The 16,616-nt window shown below is 68.7% G+C and carries 17 protein-coding genes and 1 pseudogene; 7 read left to right on the forward strand and 11 right to left on the reverse strand.

The annotated features are described in order from the left end of the window. Window positions 1-220: 220 nt before the first annotated feature. Window positions 221-322: pseudogene (locus AC07DF_RS31320) on the forward strand (IS5/IS1182 family transposase); the annotation flags it as partial. Window positions 323-419: 97 nt separating this feature from the next. Here AC07DF_RS31320 and AC07DF_RS31325 read toward each other — a convergent pair. Beyond that, complete coding sequence (locus AC07DF_RS31325; RefSeq protein ID WP_478978905.1) at window positions 420-1,334, reverse strand: LysR family transcriptional regulator; 915 nt, start codon at window positions 1,332-1,334, stop codon at window positions 420-422. Between the two features lie 236 nt (window positions 1,335-1,570). Here AC07DF_RS31325 and AC07DF_RS31330 point away from each other — a divergent pair, with 236 nt between their 5' ends. The 3 genes from AC07DF_RS31330 to AC07DF_RS31340 all read left to right on the forward strand — a co-directional run bounded on the left by AC07DF_RS31330 (window position 1,571) and on the right by AC07DF_RS31340 (window position 4,252). After that, entirely contained in the window at window positions 1,571-2,545 is a 975-nt protein-coding gene (locus AC07DF_RS31330; RefSeq protein ID WP_478978908.1) for a hypothetical protein, read from the forward strand. A gap of 38 nt (window positions 2,546-2,583) precedes the next feature. After that, entirely contained in the window at window positions 2,584-3,048 is a 465-nt protein-coding gene (locus AC07DF_RS31335) for a hypothetical protein (protein ID WP_478978911.1), read from the forward strand. A 583-nt stretch (window positions 3,049-3,631) separates the two neighbouring features. Continuing rightward, on the forward strand, window positions 3,632-4,252 hold the full coding sequence (locus AC07DF_RS31340) for a protein kinase domain-containing protein (RefSeq protein WP_478979283.1): 621 nt from the start codon (window positions 3,632-3,634) through the stop codon (window positions 4,250-4,252). Here the strand turns inward: AC07DF_RS31340 and AC07DF_RS31345 are convergent. Then, window positions 4,227-4,445 carry a hypothetical protein gene (locus AC07DF_RS31345; RefSeq protein WP_478978914.1) on the reverse strand — a complete coding sequence of 73 codons (219 nt, stop codon included), beginning with the start codon at window positions 4,443-4,445 and terminating at the stop codon, window positions 4,227-4,229. The genes AC07DF_RS31340 and AC07DF_RS31345 overlap by 26 nt on opposite strands. A gap of 107 nt (window positions 4,446-4,552) precedes the next feature. On the opposite strand from AC07DF_RS31345, the gene AC07DF_RS31350 reads away from it, so the two are divergent. Beyond that, on the forward strand, window positions 4,553-4,759 hold the full coding sequence (locus AC07DF_RS31350) for a hypothetical protein (protein WP_478978917.1): 207 nt from the start codon (window positions 4,553-4,555) through the stop codon (window positions 4,757-4,759). Window positions 4,760-4,778: 19 nt separating this feature from the next. Here AC07DF_RS31350 and AC07DF_RS31355 read toward each other — a convergent pair whose 3' ends face one another. The 5 genes from AC07DF_RS31355 to AC07DF_RS31375 form a co-directional block, all read right to left on the reverse strand. Then, window positions 4,779-5,120 carry an integrase core domain-containing protein gene (locus AC07DF_RS31355; protein WP_478978920.1) on the reverse strand — a complete coding sequence of 114 codons (342 nt, stop codon included), beginning with the start codon at window positions 5,118-5,120 and terminating at the stop codon, window positions 4,779-4,781. 55 nt (window positions 5,121-5,175) lie between these two features. After that, complete coding sequence (locus AC07DF_RS31360; RefSeq protein WP_478978923.1) at window positions 5,176-5,430, reverse strand: hypothetical protein; 255 nt, start codon at window positions 5,428-5,430, stop codon at window positions 5,176-5,178. A 310-nt stretch (window positions 5,431-5,740) separates the two neighbouring features. After that, on the reverse strand, window positions 5,741-7,069 hold the full coding sequence (locus AC07DF_RS31365; protein WP_478978926.1) for a class I SAM-dependent RNA methyltransferase: 1,329 nt from the start codon (window positions 7,067-7,069) through the stop codon (window positions 5,741-5,743). A 131-nt stretch (window positions 7,070-7,200) separates the two neighbouring features. Continuing rightward, complete coding sequence (locus AC07DF_RS31370; protein ID WP_478978930.1) at window positions 7,201-9,252, reverse strand: APC family permease; 2,052 nt, start codon at window positions 9,250-9,252, stop codon at window positions 7,201-7,203. A gap of 265 nt (window positions 9,253-9,517) precedes the next feature. After that, on the reverse strand, window positions 9,518-10,432 hold the full coding sequence (locus tag AC07DF_RS31375) for an adenosine kinase (RefSeq protein ID WP_478978933.1): 915 nt from the start codon (window positions 10,430-10,432) through the stop codon (window positions 9,518-9,520). Window positions 10,433-10,701: 269 nt separating this feature from the next. Here AC07DF_RS31375 and AC07DF_RS31380 point away from each other — a divergent pair, with 269 nt between their 5' ends. Continuing rightward, window positions 10,702-11,373: a potassium channel family protein gene (locus AC07DF_RS31380; RefSeq protein WP_478978936.1), complete on the forward strand. Its 672-nt coding sequence runs from the start codon at window positions 10,702-10,704 to the stop codon at window positions 11,371-11,373. Continuing rightward, on the forward strand, window positions 11,373-12,050 hold the full coding sequence (locus tag AC07DF_RS31385) for a potassium channel family protein (RefSeq protein WP_189721784.1): 678 nt from the start codon (window positions 11,373-11,375) through the stop codon (window positions 12,048-12,050). The genes AC07DF_RS31380 and AC07DF_RS31385 overlap by 1 nt, the downstream gene beginning before the upstream one ends. A gap of 74 nt (window positions 12,051-12,124) precedes the next feature. Here AC07DF_RS31385 and AC07DF_RS31390 read toward each other — a convergent pair whose 3' ends face one another. The 4 genes from AC07DF_RS31390 to AC07DF_RS31405 are packed head-to-tail and all read right to left on the reverse strand — an operon-like array spanning window position 12,125 to window position 16,535. Further along, complete coding sequence (locus AC07DF_RS31390) at window positions 12,125-12,856, reverse strand: DUF3159 domain-containing protein (protein ID WP_478978941.1); 732 nt, start codon at window positions 12,854-12,856, stop codon at window positions 12,125-12,127. A 3-nt stretch (window positions 12,857-12,859) separates the two neighbouring features. Continuing rightward, window positions 12,860-13,258 carry an OB-fold nucleic acid binding domain-containing protein gene (locus AC07DF_RS31395; protein WP_478978944.1) on the reverse strand — a complete coding sequence of 133 codons (399 nt, stop codon included), beginning with the start codon at window positions 13,256-13,258 and terminating at the stop codon, window positions 12,860-12,862. A 53-nt stretch (window positions 13,259-13,311) separates the two neighbouring features. After that, window positions 13,312-13,995: a response regulator gene (locus AC07DF_RS31400; protein ID WP_391101216.1), complete on the reverse strand. Its 684-nt coding sequence runs from the start codon at window positions 13,993-13,995 to the stop codon at window positions 13,312-13,314. Then, window positions 13,992-16,535: a sensor histidine kinase gene (locus AC07DF_RS31405; protein ID WP_478978948.1), complete on the reverse strand. Its 2,544-nt coding sequence runs from the start codon at window positions 16,533-16,535 to the stop codon at window positions 13,992-13,994. The genes AC07DF_RS31400 and AC07DF_RS31405 overlap by 4 nt, the downstream gene beginning before the upstream one ends. Between the last annotated feature and the right edge of the window lie 81 nt (window positions 16,536-16,616).

Here is a 16,616-nt window from a genome sequence, read left to right on the forward strand (position 1 = left end):
GGGCCGACCTTGCCAGTGACGCGCCCCGTCGGCCGCACCGTGCGTGCCTGATGGGCAGGCGCCGTCTCCTGCTCGCCTCCCGCACCCGGGCAGCCCATCGGCGGCGGAGCGGAGGGCCCACCGGCCACTCAGTGGTGCCGAGGGTGCTGGTCGAGAGCGTCGGGGTGGATGGATCCTCGCTGCAACTTCGCGTCGTGGGGTGCGGTGAGTCCGGCGTTGGCGGGTGCCCTTCCGCGCCCGGTGGGACCGACTCTCGGCAGGTCAACGTGCGGTCAACACCGCGCATACCCGCATCCGGGCCTTCGGCGAGCAGGCCATGGCTTGGGCACAGCGACATCCTTCCCACCAGCCCCACAGGGCACGCCAGTTCAGATGTCACCCGATCGTGCAGCAGACCCAAACTCGGGACAGCTCAGCTTTCAGCCTTGAAGGTCGACTTGTCGCGCAGCATGGCGCACAGCTCTGATCGTGGGTTCGGAACGTCTTCGCCGTAGCCAGGCGAGAGCGGATGTCGAGGGCGGGAGGTCAACCACCGTGCTGTATCGGATACCTGGGCGTGGGAAGTATTCGCGGGCGGCCGCCGGCAAAAAGTACATTGCTTCTCCGGTAGCCACCGTGTGCATCAGCGATTCCATGTCGGTGACCACGGGACCATATCGAACGCGACTGCCGTCAGGGCGTGGGTCAACCGCCCAGAAGTCCCGCCACAGCCGTGGAACCTGCTCGGGCATGCCGACCACCGGGATATCGGCGAGTTGGGCCAGAGTGAGCTGGGGCAAGGCTGCCAATGGGTGGTCGGCGGGGAGGCAGGCCACTCGCGGTTCGGTGGCCAGGTGCTGCAGTTCTATGTCGTCCGTCGCGGGAGGACGGAGGAAAACCACATCGACCTGCTGATGTGCCAGCGCCGCCATATGATCGGCGAAACTGAGGTTCATCAGATGCAGGGTCAGTTGAGGGTGGCGATCTCTGAGTAGGCTCAGCACTGCGCGGGTGTGCGCCATTGAGGCCTCAGCACCGATCGTTCCCACTATGACTCGGCCGGAGATCTGTCGCTGCTGTGCACCGGCGACGCGCTTCAGTCGATCGACAGCTTCGACCGCGGCACGGGCTTCAGGAAGCAGGGCTCTTCCTTCCTCGGTCAGGGCGAGCGTCCTACTCGTCCGCTCGATCACACGCACCCCCAGGCGCTTCTCGAGCTCCCTGATCTGCTGGCTGAGCGCCGGCTGAGTGATGAACAGGCGCGCCGCGGCGTTTCCGAAGTGAAGCTCCTCGCTCAGTGTGAGGTAGAGCCGAAGCTGATGGATGCTCGGTTCCCTTGCCAGGGACGCTCCCATTGACGTGAACCCTTTCGCCGGTTCGACTTGCGGCTATAACCAATTCCTTATCGATCAGCAGACATCACGCCTCCCGGCATCGGCGACATGACTGAGTCGACCATGTGATAGTCAATGCGCGGGGAAGAGCACTCTGTCATCAGTCGAAAGACGGTTGCCGAAGCGCGACTGCTTCCCGCAACCAAGCGAATGTCCCCCGACCGATCCGGGGATGGTGACACAGGGGGGCACCACTAATGTCCGCGCAACTTCGCCTGCACAAAGCCCATGACCGCGCATACCGGCATGCCTTAGGCAACAGCGACGCAACCTGGCGCGCCCATCGCATCAGGCATTCCGGCCGAAAGGCGTGCCTTGCCGCGCTCCTGTCCGTGGTGGTCACATGGATTACGGCCTGCGCACCCAGCGGCTCGCAGACAGCTCAGGGTCAGCAGGAATCGCCACGACACCTCACCATCGCGGAACGAGAGGTTCTGGCCCGGGCGGAGAAGATCCTCACGCGTGACTGTATGAGAAAAGAGGGTTTCTCTTTCTGGGTCACCCCGGAACTCCCCGAACCTCTGGAGCGCCGGTTCCCGTACGTCATCGACGACAAGCAGTGGGCCGCCGCGAATGGTTACGGCCGCGGCATCCGAGAACGCCGGGAGGCATCGGCTCGCAACGACCCCAACCGCCGCTATTTCGACCGGCTCTCCACCGACCGCAAAGCGGCCGCGATCACGGCACTCAACGGGCCGGCCCCGGAAGGGCTGGAAGCCGACGTCCCCGGGATGGGCAGGATCCGGCACAGCGACAAAGGATGCGTCTCCCACGCCCAGCGTGAGCTCTACACCGACCTGCCTGCCTGGTACCGGGCCAAGAAGGTCACCGACGCCCTTGACCGAACGGCCAGGGTGGCGGTCGTAGGCGATCCCAAACTTCTTCCCGCAACCCGGCAGTGGGCCACCTGCATGCATGAACGGGGCCTCCCCTACGACATGCCTCAGAAGACACGCGAACACTTCGCGCTCCGCCCTGAGGCCGGTGAGTTCGCCACGGCTCAGGCCGAGGCCGAGTGCGCGCGATCAACAGGCCTGGCCGCAACGCTCCGAGAGCTGAGCCGTGCGCATCGCCAGCGGATGGACTCCCGCCATCCCACTGAGGTGAAGAACCGCGCCTTGCTCGAACACAAGGCGCTCAGCCGTGCCCGCGACATCGTCCGCCGCGGCTGATCAACCCGACAGCACACAACAGAACGAGAGGACAGGACATGAGCAAGTTCGCTTCACTCGCCGGCGTGGTCGCCCTGACGGCCGTCGCACTCGCCGCCCCCACGGCTCAGGCCGCTGAACCGAGCCCGGCGGAGGCCCGCGCGCTCACCGCGGCCGCGGCAGACGGCAAGCTCCACGCCTGGATCGACCCCTACCGAGGCGGCGGCCACTGTGCATGGGAAGGGAACAACCGTAACTGGGACTATCCGGGCCCTGGGTGCCCGCACATGCGCAACCTCGCTTCCTCGGTGGAGAACCGGGGATACGCCGGCGGCTACGACGACGTCGACCTGTACTACAACGAGGACCAGAGCGGTGTGTACGCCTGCCTCGGCAACGGCGACATGTGGTTGGACCTGACACTCGGACGCGAAGTCTTCAGCCACGGCTTGCCTTGGTGGGACGGCTATGGCGAGTCCGTGAACGACAACATCTCCTCCCACAGCTGGACGGACAGCTGCTGACTGTTCATCCGAACAACGGAGGGCCCTCAGGGCCCTCCGTTGCCCTGCGCACCCGCCGGACCGCCGTGGCGGACCAGCGGTCCGGCGGAACACCCTGGACGCGATCATCTTCACCTCTGTAGAAAGAGCACCGATCGGCTCGTTGTGGGTCACGCCTGCAACCGTTCCGCAGCCGAAACCGAGCGCGAGCGTAGTGACGAACCGCGTCCACCGGTCCTGACACATGTCTGGGCAACCTTGCTTCCGAGGGCCGGGCCGCGCGCGGTGGGCGGAGCGGGTGCCGCCGGGTTTACGCCAGCGCGCACAAGGTCGGCGTGACCGCCGGGTGGGTCTCACAGAGTGGTCGTTATCGGGCCACGCATCCCGTCGAGTCAAGCCGAGGTCGACGGCCCCTCGTTCGCGAAATACTCGTCAGCGGTGTCGCCCTTGAGACATGTATCGACCGGCGGCCGTAATGCTGAGGTGCCCTATGGCTGCCTCGGCGAGCTCTTGAGGTCCCCGCTCGGCGCCCACTCTCTCGGCAACGATCACGCGTCGGAGATCGCGGGGAACTTTCATTGCCTAGTACAACTGAAGGACGCGACTGTCGCCCAACAACATCATCATCGACATACAGGGCAACGCGAAGCTCATCGACCTGGGCGTCAACCACCTCTACAGCCGACAAGTAGGAATCGCCGAACACGACGACGCCGTGTACGTCGCTCCCGAGATCAAGAACAACAAGAAGGCATCACAGACCGCCGACGTCTACTCCCTCGGCATCATCCTCATGCAGATCCTGGCCGGCGCACCGCCGCGCGACGGGCGGACACCAGAAATCATCTGGTCCACCAGCCCCAATCTGGGACGTTTGCTCGAGGATCTGATCGAAGAACGCCCCGAGCGTCGGCTGCTCGCCGTACCCCACGCACACGGCCTTGAGTACGACGCTCTCCGCCAGCGGCTCTCCTTCTGTTTCCAGCTCGTCCGGCAAGAACCGGTGGCCGAGGAGAGCTCCCCGAAGTACCTGGCTTCCCGTGTAGCACCCACCTCACGCGAGTTCTCCACCCAGTTCGAGCAGTGGCGACAGTGGCGCGACGAGTCCCAATTCCGGGGGCCTTACGAGAGATACCTGCTGTTCTTCACCGCCCTGTCCTCACTGGCGTGGTGTCCCAAGGGCTGGTGGCGGCCAAGTTCTACCAGACGGTCCTGGCCCGGGTGACGACGCGTGGAATACCGGGTCTTCGGGCCGCCCGCTGCACCGAGGTCGTGATGCGCTCCATGGCACTGGTGGCAGTCCCCACGACCGTGCTCTCCACATTCAGCCCCGACTGGTACTGGGTGTGGCCCTGGACCTGTACGGGAGGTGCCGTGGCCGTCGCCTTGAGTAATTGGGCCACATGGTCGACGGCCAACGACCTCCTACAGAAGTCGGAGGACGTCCTGTCAACCACACCTGATGCGAGCCGTCGCTTCGCCCGTGGCTATGAGCAGTGGTGGTGGACGATGCTGCTCTTACGCCGTGATCATCGCTACGATCGGGGCCGGTGTCCAGGCGGGAAAACTCAAGGACACGCCCGCATATGTGTTCATCCTGGTTGTGATCACCATTGGGGTGCACTACGGCACGAAGTGCGCGGCCGCCGGCCCGGCCGTCTGCGGCAGTATCGCGCGTGCCTTCTCCGCCGGACAGCGACTGGAGATTCTCCGCCGCCGGGGCATCAGCTAGTTCTGCGGCTGACGGACGCCTATGACAGTGGGTCTTGAGCTTTCTGTCGTAGGCGGTCATAGGGTGTCTGGCCAGCGAGGGCGCCGTGAAGGCGATGGCAGTTGTAGTCGTCCTCCCACTCCTGCAGCTTGCTGTTGAAGAGGTTGACGTCGTCAATGACCTGGCCCTCCAAGAGCCGGTAGAACTCCCCTGAGTCGACGCGGTGAGATCGCTCGACCTTGCCGTTCAGCCGCGGTGTGCGGGGCTTGATGCGGACGTGTCCGATGCCTTTGTCCAGCAGGTGCCAGTGGAAGGTCTGGCCGAACTGCTGGCCGTTGTCGGCCTGGACCTGCTCGACGGCGAAGGGGAGTTTGGCCAGCACATAGTCGATGAACTGTATGGCGGTGTACTGGTAGTAGCGCTTCTTCCGTCCGCTCTCACCCGATGAACTTGACGTCAACCTGCATCTGATGGCCCGGTCGCTGCTTCTCGTAGCGCTTCCAGCAGATGGAGCGGCGCTTGTAGCGTTGCGAGGCTGGCAGCCGGTTCAGTCCGGCTTTTTGCAGGATCCGCCAGACACCCGACGTGCTGATCGCGACGTCGTGGTGGCGCTGCAGATACATGGCGATCTTCGCCAGGCCGAAGTCTCGGTGGCCCGACCAGGTGTCGAGGCTCCAAGTCAGCGCCCCCACTCCCCCGCCTCTCTCTTCGGGCGGTGGTGCACGACAGACGTCGGCCCGACCTACCGACTCGCCGCCTTCGAGTCCAGGAGATAGGAGCCCACCCGGCGCCCCCGGCGACGACAAGCCCAGCGCGCCCGGGCACTGACAGACCATCAGAACGAGCGTCACCGGACCGGAGAGGCGCGCTCATCACCTCTGCACAGGCCGCAACACAGCAGTTCAGCGACGTCGATGAGCGCGCGGCGTGTTCAACTTGTGCACCTTGGAGAACAGGTCGAGGAACCACCGGCGATCCTCAGCAATCCAGAGAAACAGCAGGTCAGAGACCCTTTGCAGCAGGCTCCAAAATAGCCACGCACTCCACATGATGCGTCATCGGAAACAGATCAAACGCCCGAAGCGTCCGCACCCGATACCCCCCATCCCGGAAGTACCCCAAATCCCGCGCCAACGCCGCCGGATCGCAAGCCACATACGCGATCCGCCGCGCGCCGAGCGACGCCAGATGCTCCACGGTCCTCCGCCCCGCCCCCGCCCGCGGCGGATCAAGCACGATCAGGTCGACCTCCGTGATACCCGTCCGCGGCAACACGCTCTCGACCTTGCCCTGCTCGATACGCACACGGTCGAAGTCGGCGAGATTGTGCCGCGCGTCCTCCACCGCACGCTTGCCCGACTCGATGCCGAGGACCGCGCCCTGGTCGCCGACCCGGTCGGCGAGGGCGCCCGCGAAGAGGCCGACGCCGCAGTAGAGGTCGAGGGCCATGTCGCCCTTGCGCGGCAGCAGGCCCTGCATGACCGCGGTCACCAGCGTGTCGGCCGACTTCGGGTGGACCTGCCAGAAACCGCCGCCCCCGACCCGGTGGGTCCGGCCGTCCGCGCGCTCGCGGACGAAGGGGCGGCCGTGGACGCGGTGCACGCCGCCGGAGCGTTCGTCCACCCGCAGGACGGACACGGGGCGGTCCAGTTCGACCAACGGCAGGCGCGCTCCCGGCTTCGGCGTCAGGACCACCTGGCGGTCCTGCGACCCCGTCGCGGCGATCGCCTCGACCGAGTCCATGCCCGTCCAGTCGCGCTTCTCGATGCCCAGCTCGCTGACCTCCTCGGCGGCGATCATGCAGTGGTCGATCGGCTCGACCTCGTGGGAGCGGTGCCGGCGCAGGCCCGCCCGGCCGTCGGCGGTGACGGCGTACTGGACGCGGGTGCGCCACGCGGGGACCTGGCCCGCGGGCAGTTTGTCGCCCTCGGCGGGCAGCACCGTGCCGTCCCAGCCTGCCTCCTCCGGCGTGAGCCCGGCGAGCCGCTGGAGCTGTTCGGCGATCACGTCGGCCTTCAGCCGCCGCTGCGCGCCCGGCTTGGCGTGCTGCCAGTCGCAGCCGCCGCAGCGGCCGGGGCCGGCGAATGGGCAGGGCACGTCGATCCGGTCCTTGGAGGGGTCCAGGACGTCCACCGCGTCCGCACGCAGGAACCGGGCGCCCTCCTCGCCCTCCGTCACCCGCGCCACGACCCGCTCACCGGGCAGCGCGTGCCGGACGAACAGCACCTGGCCCTCGGACGTACGGGCGATGCAGTGGCCGCCGTGGGCGACGGGGCCGACCTCGACCTCGTACTCCTCCCCCACCAGCGACTTCCTCGGTTCTGCCTGCATGGCGGGGTGACTCCAAAAGCGTGAGGGGAAACGATCAAAGGGACGCGGCCGAACGGAACGGCCGGACAACAGCCCACCAGTCTACGTGGCTGCCGCCCGGCCGAATCACCCCCGTTTCCCGAGGCATCGCCTCAGGTCTTGTGCTCGGAGGACTCCTTCTGCCGCACCTGAGCGGGGCCTCGCCGCACCGACCCCGGCGCGTTCCACTCCTGCTGCTTGCGGGCCCGCTTCTTGGCCGCCTCGGAGGACTGGAGCTGGTAGGGCACCGAGGTCACCATGATCCCCGGCGTGAACAGCAGTCGGCCCTTCAGCCGCAGGGCGCTCTGGTTGTGCAGCAGGTGCTCGTACCAGTGGCCGACGACGTACTCGGGGATGATCACGGACACCGCGTCCCGCGGCGACTCCTTGCGCAGGCTCTTGACGTACTCGATGATCGGCCGCGTGATCTCGCGGTAGGGCGAGTCCAGGACCTTCAGCGGTACGTCGATGCCGCGCCGCTCCCACTCGGCCCGCAGCGCCTTGGTCTCCGCCGGGTCGACGTTGACGCTCAGCGCCTCCAGGCTGTCCGAGCGCATCAGCTTGGCGTAGGCCAGGGCGCGCAGCGTCGGGCGGTGGATCTTGGAGATCAGGACGACGGAGTGGATGCGGGAGGGCCGCACGCTGTCGTCGCTCGGGCCCTCGGGGGCGGCGATCTCCTCGGCGACGCGGTCGTAGTGCTTACGGATGGCCGTCATCGTGGCGTAGAAGATCACCATGCCGAGCAGGGCGACCCAGGCGCCGTGCGTGAACTTGGTGACGAGGACGACGACCAGCACGAGGCCCGTGAAGAACGCGCCGAAGGCGTTGATCGCGCGGGAGCGGATCATGTGGCGGCGCTTGGCCTGGTCCTGCTCGGTGCGCAGGTGGCGGTTCCAGTGCCGGACCATGCCGGTCTGGCTGAGCGTGAAGGACACGAACACGCCGACGATGTACAGCTGGATCAGGCGCGTGGAGTCGGCGCCGTAGATCCCCACCAGGAGTCCGGCGGCGCCGGCGAGGAGCACGATGCCGTTGGAGAAGGCGAGGCGGTCGCCGCGGGTGTGCAACTGGCGGGGCAGGTAGCGGTCCTGGGCGAGGATCGAGCCGAGCAGCGGGAAGCCGTTGTAGGCGGTGTTCGCGGCGAGGAACAGCACCAGCGCGGTGGCCGCGGCCAGGATGATGAAGAGGAAGCTGCCCTTGCCGAAGACGGCCTCGGCGACCTGGGAGATCACCGGGTTCTGGACGTAGTCCGGGCCGAGGGGTACGCCGTTGTGGACGAGGTCCTTGGCCGGGTTCTCGGCCATGCGGACGTCGGTGGCGGCGGCCAGCGCGATGATGCCGCAGAACATGGTGACGGCCAGCAGGCCCATCATCGCGAGGGTGGTCGCGGCGTTCTTGGACTTGGGCTTGCGGAACGCCGGGACGCCGTTGGAGATCGCCTCGACACCGGTGAGGGCGGCACAGCCGGAGGAGAAGGCGCGCAGGAGGAGGAAGACCAGGGCGAAGCCGGCCAGTCCCTGGTGCTCGGGTTTGATGACGTAGTCCGCCGTCGGGGCGCGCATGCTGTCGTCCAGGACCAGTCCGCGGAAGGCACCCCAGGCGATCATGGTGAAGACGCCGGCGACGAAGATGTACGTCGGGATCGCGAACAGCGAGCCGGACTCCTTCACGCCGCGCAGGTTCATCAGCGTCAGCAGCACGATCACGCCTATCGCGCAGAGCACCTTGTGCTCGACCACGAACGGGATCGCCGAGCCCAGGTTCTCGATGCCGGAGGAGATCGACACCGCGACGGTGAGGACGTAGTCGACGAGCAGCGCGCTGGCGACCGTGAGGCCGGCCTTGGGGCCGAGGTTGGTGTTCGCCACCTCGTAGTCGCCGCCGCCGCTGGGGTAGGCGTGCACGTTCTGCCGGTACGAGGCCACCACGGTGAACATCAGTACGACGACCGCGACGGCGATCCAGGGACTGAAGTGGTAAGCCGTCACGCCCGCGATGGACAGGACCAGCAGCACCTCCCCGGGCGCATAGGCCACAGAGGACAGCGGGTCGGAGGCGAAGACGGGTAGTGCGATGCGCTTGGGCAGGAGGGTCTCCCCCAGCCGGTCACTGCGCAGTGCGCGCCCGATCAGGATCCGCTTGGGCACGTCGGTCAGTTTGGACACAACAGAGGATCGTAAGCGTTCGATTGCGGGCTCGCCCACCCGCCACCCCTCATCGGCCTCCCATCTGCCCTCCGAGTGAATTCGAAGGCCACCGCGGCTGCGGATTCCGCGGGCCACCCGGTTCCCATGCCTATATGACTAAGCCCCGTCCGTCACCCGGCCGTTGTCGACCCCGGAGGTCCCATGCACACGCCCGCAGAACTGATCGGCGCCGCGGCCACCGTCATCGCCCTCGGAATCCTGACTCTCGCGAGCGTGCGCAGCATCAGCCGTCGCTGACGAGGTCGCCGACCCGGGCACACAGTTCCGCCCGCCCGATGCTGTCGGCCCGGGTCGAGGGCACCGTGCAGGCGTACGCCCCGGCCACCGTGCCGTACAGGGCGCAGCGGCGGGGCGGCTCACCGTTCAGCCAGGCGTAGAGGAAGGCGGCGGCGAAGGCGTCGCCCGCGCCGTTGGAGTCGACGACCGGTGCCGGGGGTGTCGCGGCGGGTACGTGGGTCAGCTCGCCATCGGCCAGCAGACAGGCTCCGTCGGCCCCGGCGGTGGCGACGACCACCCGGGCCCTGCCCTGTTCGGTGATCCGCCGCATGGTGCGCTCCGGGTCGGCCAGGGCCGCGCTGGACAGGAAGACCAGGTCGGCCTGGTGCGCGAAGGTCTCGTGGTACGGGTTGGACCCGTTCCAGTCGTGCAGGTCGGTCGAGACGGTCACGCCGGCCTCGCGCAGGGCGGGCAGGGCGTGGCCGCACGGCTGGGTGATGACGACATGGGCGTGCCGGCTGACGGCGGCCAGCTCCCGCAGGGTGGCCTCGGGCAGCCGGTCCGTCTCCGCCGCGCGCGTGGCGTCGTAGAGGGAGAGCCGCTTGCCGTCCGGGCCGACGAGGTTGACCGCGCGCTTGGTGCCGAGCGGCTGGGGGACGGCGGTGAGCGCGATGCCGCGGTCGCGGTGCAGGGCCCGGACGAGGTGGCCCTCGGGGTCGTCGCCCAGCATGTCGAGGTGGTGGGTGCGCAGGCCCAGCGCGCTCGTGCCGAGGGCGACGAAGTCTCCGCTCTGGCCCGCGCGCGTCACGATCCCGGGCCGGATCATGTGGCTGTCGGCGAGCGGCACGGGCAGCTCGGGCACGTGCACGATGGTGTCCACGCCCGCGCCGCCCAGGACCAGGACGTCGATCTCGGTACTCATGGTGTCTTCCTCCCCCGCCGAGGGCCCGGCCGAAGCCCGCTCCGGCCGGGGCGGGGCCCTCGGCAACCCCCTCGACTTTGCCGATACGTTGGAGTCGGGCAGTCGAACGCGGCACCGCCCCGCAGGGCATCATGGCCTGATTCCACCGGCATGATGTTGCCCGGCGGTCCGCACGCAGGCCGCGCTGTGATGCCCGGCGAGCCGAAAGAGAGACATGATCACGACATTCATGAAGGTCAGAGGGCCTGCAGGAAGCGCGGTGTGACGCGATGCATATTGTCATCATGGGTTGCGGGCGGGTGGGCTCGGCCCTGGCCCAGAACCTGGAGCAACAGGGCCACACGGTCGCCGTGGTCGACCAGGACCCCACCGCCTTCCGCCGTCTGGGGTCCGCCTTCGGAGGCCGCCGGGTCACCGGGGTCGGATTCGACCAGGACACCCTGCGGGAGGCCGGCATCGAGGAGGCCGGCGCCTTCGCCGCCGTCTCCAGCGGTGACAACTCCAACATCATCGCCGCACGCGTGGCCCGCGAGATGTTCGGCATCGAGAACGTCGCCGCCCGCATCTACGACCCCCGCCGCGCCGAGGTCTACCAGCGCCTGGGCATCCCCACCGTCGCGACGGTCCGCTGGACGGCCGACCAGATGCTGCGCCGGCTGCTGCCCTCCGGCGCCGAGCCCCTGTGGCGCGACCCCACGGGCGGCGTCCAGCTCGCCGAGGTGCACGCCTCCACCGCCTGGGTCGGCCACAAGATCAGCCGGATCCAGGAGGAGACCGGTGTGCGCGTGGCGTTCCTGACCCGGCTCGGCGAGGCGGTCCTGCCCACGTCGCAGACGGTGCTGCAGGAGGGCGACCTGGTGCACGTGATGATGCGCACCGACGAGGTCGACACGGTCGAGGCGGCGTTCGCCAAGGGTCCCGAAGAGGAGGGCGGTCACTGATGAGGGTCGCCATTGCCGGAGCCGGCGCGGTCGGCCGCTCGATCGCGGGCGAGCTGCTGGAGAACGGCCACGAGGTCCTGCTCATCGACAAGGCGCCGACGGCCATCTCGGTCGAACGCGTCCCGCAGGCCGAATGGCTGCTCGCCGACGCCTGCGAGATCACCTCCCTGGACGAGGCGGCGCTCCAGCGCTGCAACGTCGTCATCGCCGCGACCGGCGACGACAAGGTGAACCTGGTCGTCTCGCTCCTCGCCAAGACGGAGTACGGCGTACCGCGCGTGGTCGCGCGGGTGAACAACCCGAAGAACGAGTGGCTCTTCAACGAGTCCTGGGGCGTGGACGTCGCCGTCTCCACCCCGCGTCTGATGTCCGCCCTGGTCGAGGAGGCGGTGAGCGTGGGCGACCTGGTCCGCCTGCTCCGCTTCAGCCACGGCGACGCCAACCTGGTCGAACTGACCCTGCCGGAGGAGTCGGCCCTGGCCGGCACGCAGGTCGGCGACGTCGAGTGGCCCGAGGACACGTCCCTGGTCACGATCATCCGCGGCACCCGCGTCCTGACCCCCTCCCGGGAGGACTCCCTGGAGGCGGGCGACGAGCTCCTCTTCGTGGCCGCACAGGCACGCGAGGAACAGCTGGAGGACCTGCTGTCGGTACGCCGGGACAGCGCGAAGAGCTGAGCGAGGTCTTCGCAGGGCAAGCAGGAAGGGGCGTCCCTGGTACTCGGGACGCCCCTTCTCTCAGCTCTGGGGACTCACTGCTGGGCGGATCGAGAAGCAGCCTCCCGCTCCCTCTCCTCCGCGGCCTTCTCCTCCGCCTCCATCTCCGCGAACACATCGATCGGCGCGGGCGCCTTCGCCAGGAACACCCAGGTCAGCCACACGGCGAGCAGGAACGGCGGGATCTTCAGGGCGATCAGGACCCAGCCCAGCTGGGTGGTGTCGGCCCACCAGTACAGCGGGAAGAGGATCGCGCACTTGGCGAGCAGGATCGCGCCCCACGCGTAACTGGCCTTGGCGTAGGCCTTCTTACGGCCGGGGTTGCGCGTGCGCCAGGAGAGGTTCTCCTTGAAGACCGGGCCGAGGATCAGCCCGATCAGCGGGACACCGCACAGCGTGGTGACGATGTACGCGAGTCCGAGGCCCAGCGTGTAGAGCATGCCGGGCAGGTAGAAGTCCTTGGCGTTGCCGGTCATCATCGCGAAGACGACACCGAAGGCCACACCGAAGACACCGCTGAAGGCGTGCTTGACGGTGTCCTTCATCACCAGCCGGACCGCGACCAGCACCAGCGACACGGCCAGCGCCGCGATCGCCGACAGATGCAGGTCCTTGTTGATCGTGTAGATGCTGACGAAGAGCAGGCCGGGCAGCACCGTCTCGACCATGCCCCGGACGCCGCCGAACGCCTCGAACAGGGCGGCCTCGGTCACCGCCCGGTTGTCGTCCGCAGATGTCTCTTCGGTCGGCTTGTCGAGCGACGTCACCGGCTACTCCCGTCCGAGGGGTCTCAGTTCGTACTTGGGGTTGAACAGCACCCGGCGGCCCCGGCTCATCGAGATCCGGCCCGATGCGATCAGCTTGCGCCCCGGTTCTATGCCCACGATGGAGCGTCTGCCCAGCCACACCACGTCCAGCGCGGCGGAGCCGTCGAACAGCTCGGCCTCCAGGGCCGGGACTCCCGCGCGCGGCCGCAGGGTGACCGTGCGCAAGGTACCAGTAACCGTCACTATCTGCCGGTCCTGACAGTCTCCGATCCGGATACAGCCGGCCGTCTCGGTGTCCTCCCGCAGCTCCTCGGACTCCAGGTCCTCCTGCGACGAGGAGAGCCGGTCGAGCATGCGCCGGAACCGGCCCGCCGGCTTCTGCGAACGAGGAACAGCACTCATGACTAGAGCGTACCGGGGCGCGCTGACAGGTACGCAGCCCTGTGCCACAGGCGCTACTTCTCGAACCGGTACCCCATCCCCGGCTCGGTGATGAAGTGCTTCGGATGCGAGGGGTCCGCCTCCAGCTTCCGCCGCAGTTGTGCCATGTACACGCGCAGATAGTTCGTCTCCGTCCCGTACGACGGCCCCCACACCTCCTGGAGCAGCTGCTTCTGCCCGACCAGGCGGCCGCTGTGGCGCACCAGGACCTCCAGCAGATGCCACTCCGTCGGCGTCAGGCGTACGTCCTTCCCGGCGCGGTTGACCTTCTTCGCGGCCAGGTCGACGGTGAACTCGTCGGTCTCCACGATCACGTCGTCCTCACCTCCTCCGGCCGGCTCGGCCCGGCGCACGGCGGCCCGCAGCCGGGCCAGCAGTTCGTCCATGCCGAACGGCTTGGTCACGTAGTCGTCGGCACCCGCGTCCAGCGCCTCCACCTTCTCGTCGGAGGAGTGCCGGGCGGAGAGCACCAGGATCGGCACCCGCGTCCAGCCGCGCAGACCCCTGATCACCTCGACGCCGTCCATGTCGGGCAGCCCGAGGTCGAGGACGACCACGTCGGGGTGGCGGGCGGCGGCGAGCTCGAGAGCGCCGGCGCCGTCGTGGGCCGCGTCGACCTCGTACTTGCGTGCCTTGAGGTTGATCACGAGAGCGCGCACGATCTGGGGCTCGTCGTCGACCACCAGGACGCGGGTCATGAGACCTGCCTTTCGGGTTCTGCCGCGTGCAGCGGTTCCGGGCGTGTTCCCGCCGCGCGGAGGGTGAGGACCATGGTGAGACCACCGCCGGGCGTGTCCTCGGCGTTCAGGGTGCCGCCCATGGCCTCGGCGAAGCCGCGCGCCACCGCGAGACCCAGACCCACGCCGGCGCCGCGCGGGGCGTCGCCGTAGCGCTGGAAGGGTTCGAATATGCGGTCCTTGGCCTCGTCGGGGACGCCGGGCCCCCGGTCGACCACCCGCACCTCCACCCGGTCGGCGAGCGCGCTGGCGGAGACCAGCACGGGCGAGCCGGCCGGACTGTACTTGACGGCGTTCTCGACCAGGTTGGCCATCGCCCGCTCCAGCAGCCCCGGGTCCACGGCGACCATCGGCAGGGTCTCCGGCACGTCCAGGCCGGCGCTGCCCTCGGGCACCCCGCCGAGCGCCATCGGCACCACCTCGTCGAGGTCGATCTCGCGGATCAGCGGGGTGACCGTGCCGGTCTGGAGACGGGACATGTCGAGCAGGTTGCCGACGAGGTGGTCGAGGCGGTCGGCGCCCTCCTCGATGCCCTCCAGGAGTTCCGCCCGGTCCTCCTCGGACCACTCGACGTCCTCGGAGCGCAGGGAGGACACGGCCGCCTTGATCCCGGCGAGCGGGGTGCGCAGGTCGTGGCTGACGGCGGCCAGCAGCGCCGTACGGATGCGGTTGCCCTCGGCGAGCGCACGGGCCTGGTCGGCCTCCTCCTGGAGCCGGCGGCGGTCCAGTACGACGGCGGCCTGGGCGGCGAAGGCGGCCAGCACCCGGCGGTCCTCGGCGGGCAGGACGCGGCCGGTCAGCGCGAGCGCCATATGGTCCCCGACCGGCATGTCCACGTCCGCCTGCTCGGGCCGCTCCACGGGGTGCCCCTGCCCGACGCGGCCCGCGCAGGTCCACGGCTCGACGTCGCTCGCCCGCTCCAGCAGGGCCGCCGACTCCATGCCGAAGGTCTCCCGGACGCGTTCCAGCAGGTCCTCCAGGCCGGTCTCGCCGCGCAGCACGTTGCCCGCGAGGAAGGACAGGATCTCGGACTCGGCCCGCAGCCTGGCCGCCTGGTGGGTGCGGCGGGCCGCGAGGTCGACCACGGAGGCCACCGCCACACCGACGGCCACGAAGATCACGATGGCGACGATGTTCTTCGGGTCGGAGATGGTCCACCGGTGCAGCGGCGGTGTGTAGAAGTAGTTCAGCAGCAGCGATCCCACCGCCGCCGAGGCCAGGGCGGGGAGCAGCCCGCCGAGCAGGGCCGCCGCGACCGTCAGCGCCAGGAACAGCAGCATGTCGTTGGCCAGGCCGAGGTCGACGGTGTTGAGCAGCGCCGCCAGGGCCGGCGGTCCCGCGACGCCGACGATCCAGCCCCACACCCGGCGGGAGCGCCCGAGGCGCGCGTCCCGGGCCACGGGGAGGCCGCGGCCCTTGGCGACCTCGTCGTGGGTGACGATGTGCACGTCGAGGTCGGGCCCGGACTCCCGGGCGACCGTCGCGCCGACGCCGGGCCCGAAGACGTACTGCCAGGTCTTGCGGCGCGAGGACCCCAGCACGATCTGGGTGGCGTTCACGCCTCGGGCGAAGTCGAGCAGGGCGGCCGGTATGTCGTCGCCCACCACGTGGTGGAAGGTGCCGCCGAGGTCCTCGGCCAGGGTCCGCTGTATCGCCAGTTCCTTGGGCGAGGCCGAGGTCAGCCCGTCGCTGCGGGCTATGTAGACAGCCAGTACCTCGCCGCCGGCCCCCTTCTCGGCCAGCCGGGCGGCGCGGCGGATCAGCGTCCGGCCCTCCGGACCTCCGGTCAGGCCGACGACGATCCGCTCGCGCGAGCCCCAGATCCTCGACACCCGGTGATCGCTGCGGTACTGGGTGAGGTACGCGTCGACCCGGTCGGCCACCCACAGCAGCGCCAGCTCGCGCAGGGCGGTCAGGTTGCCGGGCCGGAAGTAGTTCGACAGGGCGGCGTCCACCTTGTCCGGCTGGTAGATGTTGCCGTGCGCCATCCGCCGCCGCAGCGCCTCGGGCGACATGTCGACGAGTTCGATCTGGTCGGCCCGCCGTACCACCTCGTCCGGCACGGTCTCCTGCTGCCGCACCCCGGTGATCGACTCCACGACGTCGCCGAGGGACTCCAGGTGCTGGATGTTGACGGTCGAGATCACGTCGATGCCGGCCGCCAGCAGTTCCTCCACGTCCTGCCAGCGCTTGGCGTTGCGGGAGCCGGGGACGTTCGTGTGGGCCAGTTCGTCCACCAGGGCGACCTGGGGGCGGCGGGCGAGAACGGCGTCGAGATCCGTCTCGGGGAAGACGCCGCCGCGGTACTCCAGCCGCCTGCGCGGCACCTGCTCCAGGCCGTGCAGCATCACCTCGGTGCGCGGCCGGTCGTAGTGCTCGACGAACGCCACCACACAGTCGGTGCCCCGCTCCACACGGCGATGCGCCTCGGAGAGCATCGCGTACGTCTTGCCGACGCCCGGTGCCGCACCGAGATAGATCCGAAACTTGCCGCGTGCCATGGCCTCATTGTCTTCCGGTCCGCTGCCTGCGCAGCGTCGACCTTACGGCCGGCTGATGCGGCATATGGGTGCCGGACGCGC

It is taken from the genome of Streptomyces sp. NPDC044719, from assembly GCF_056433405.1.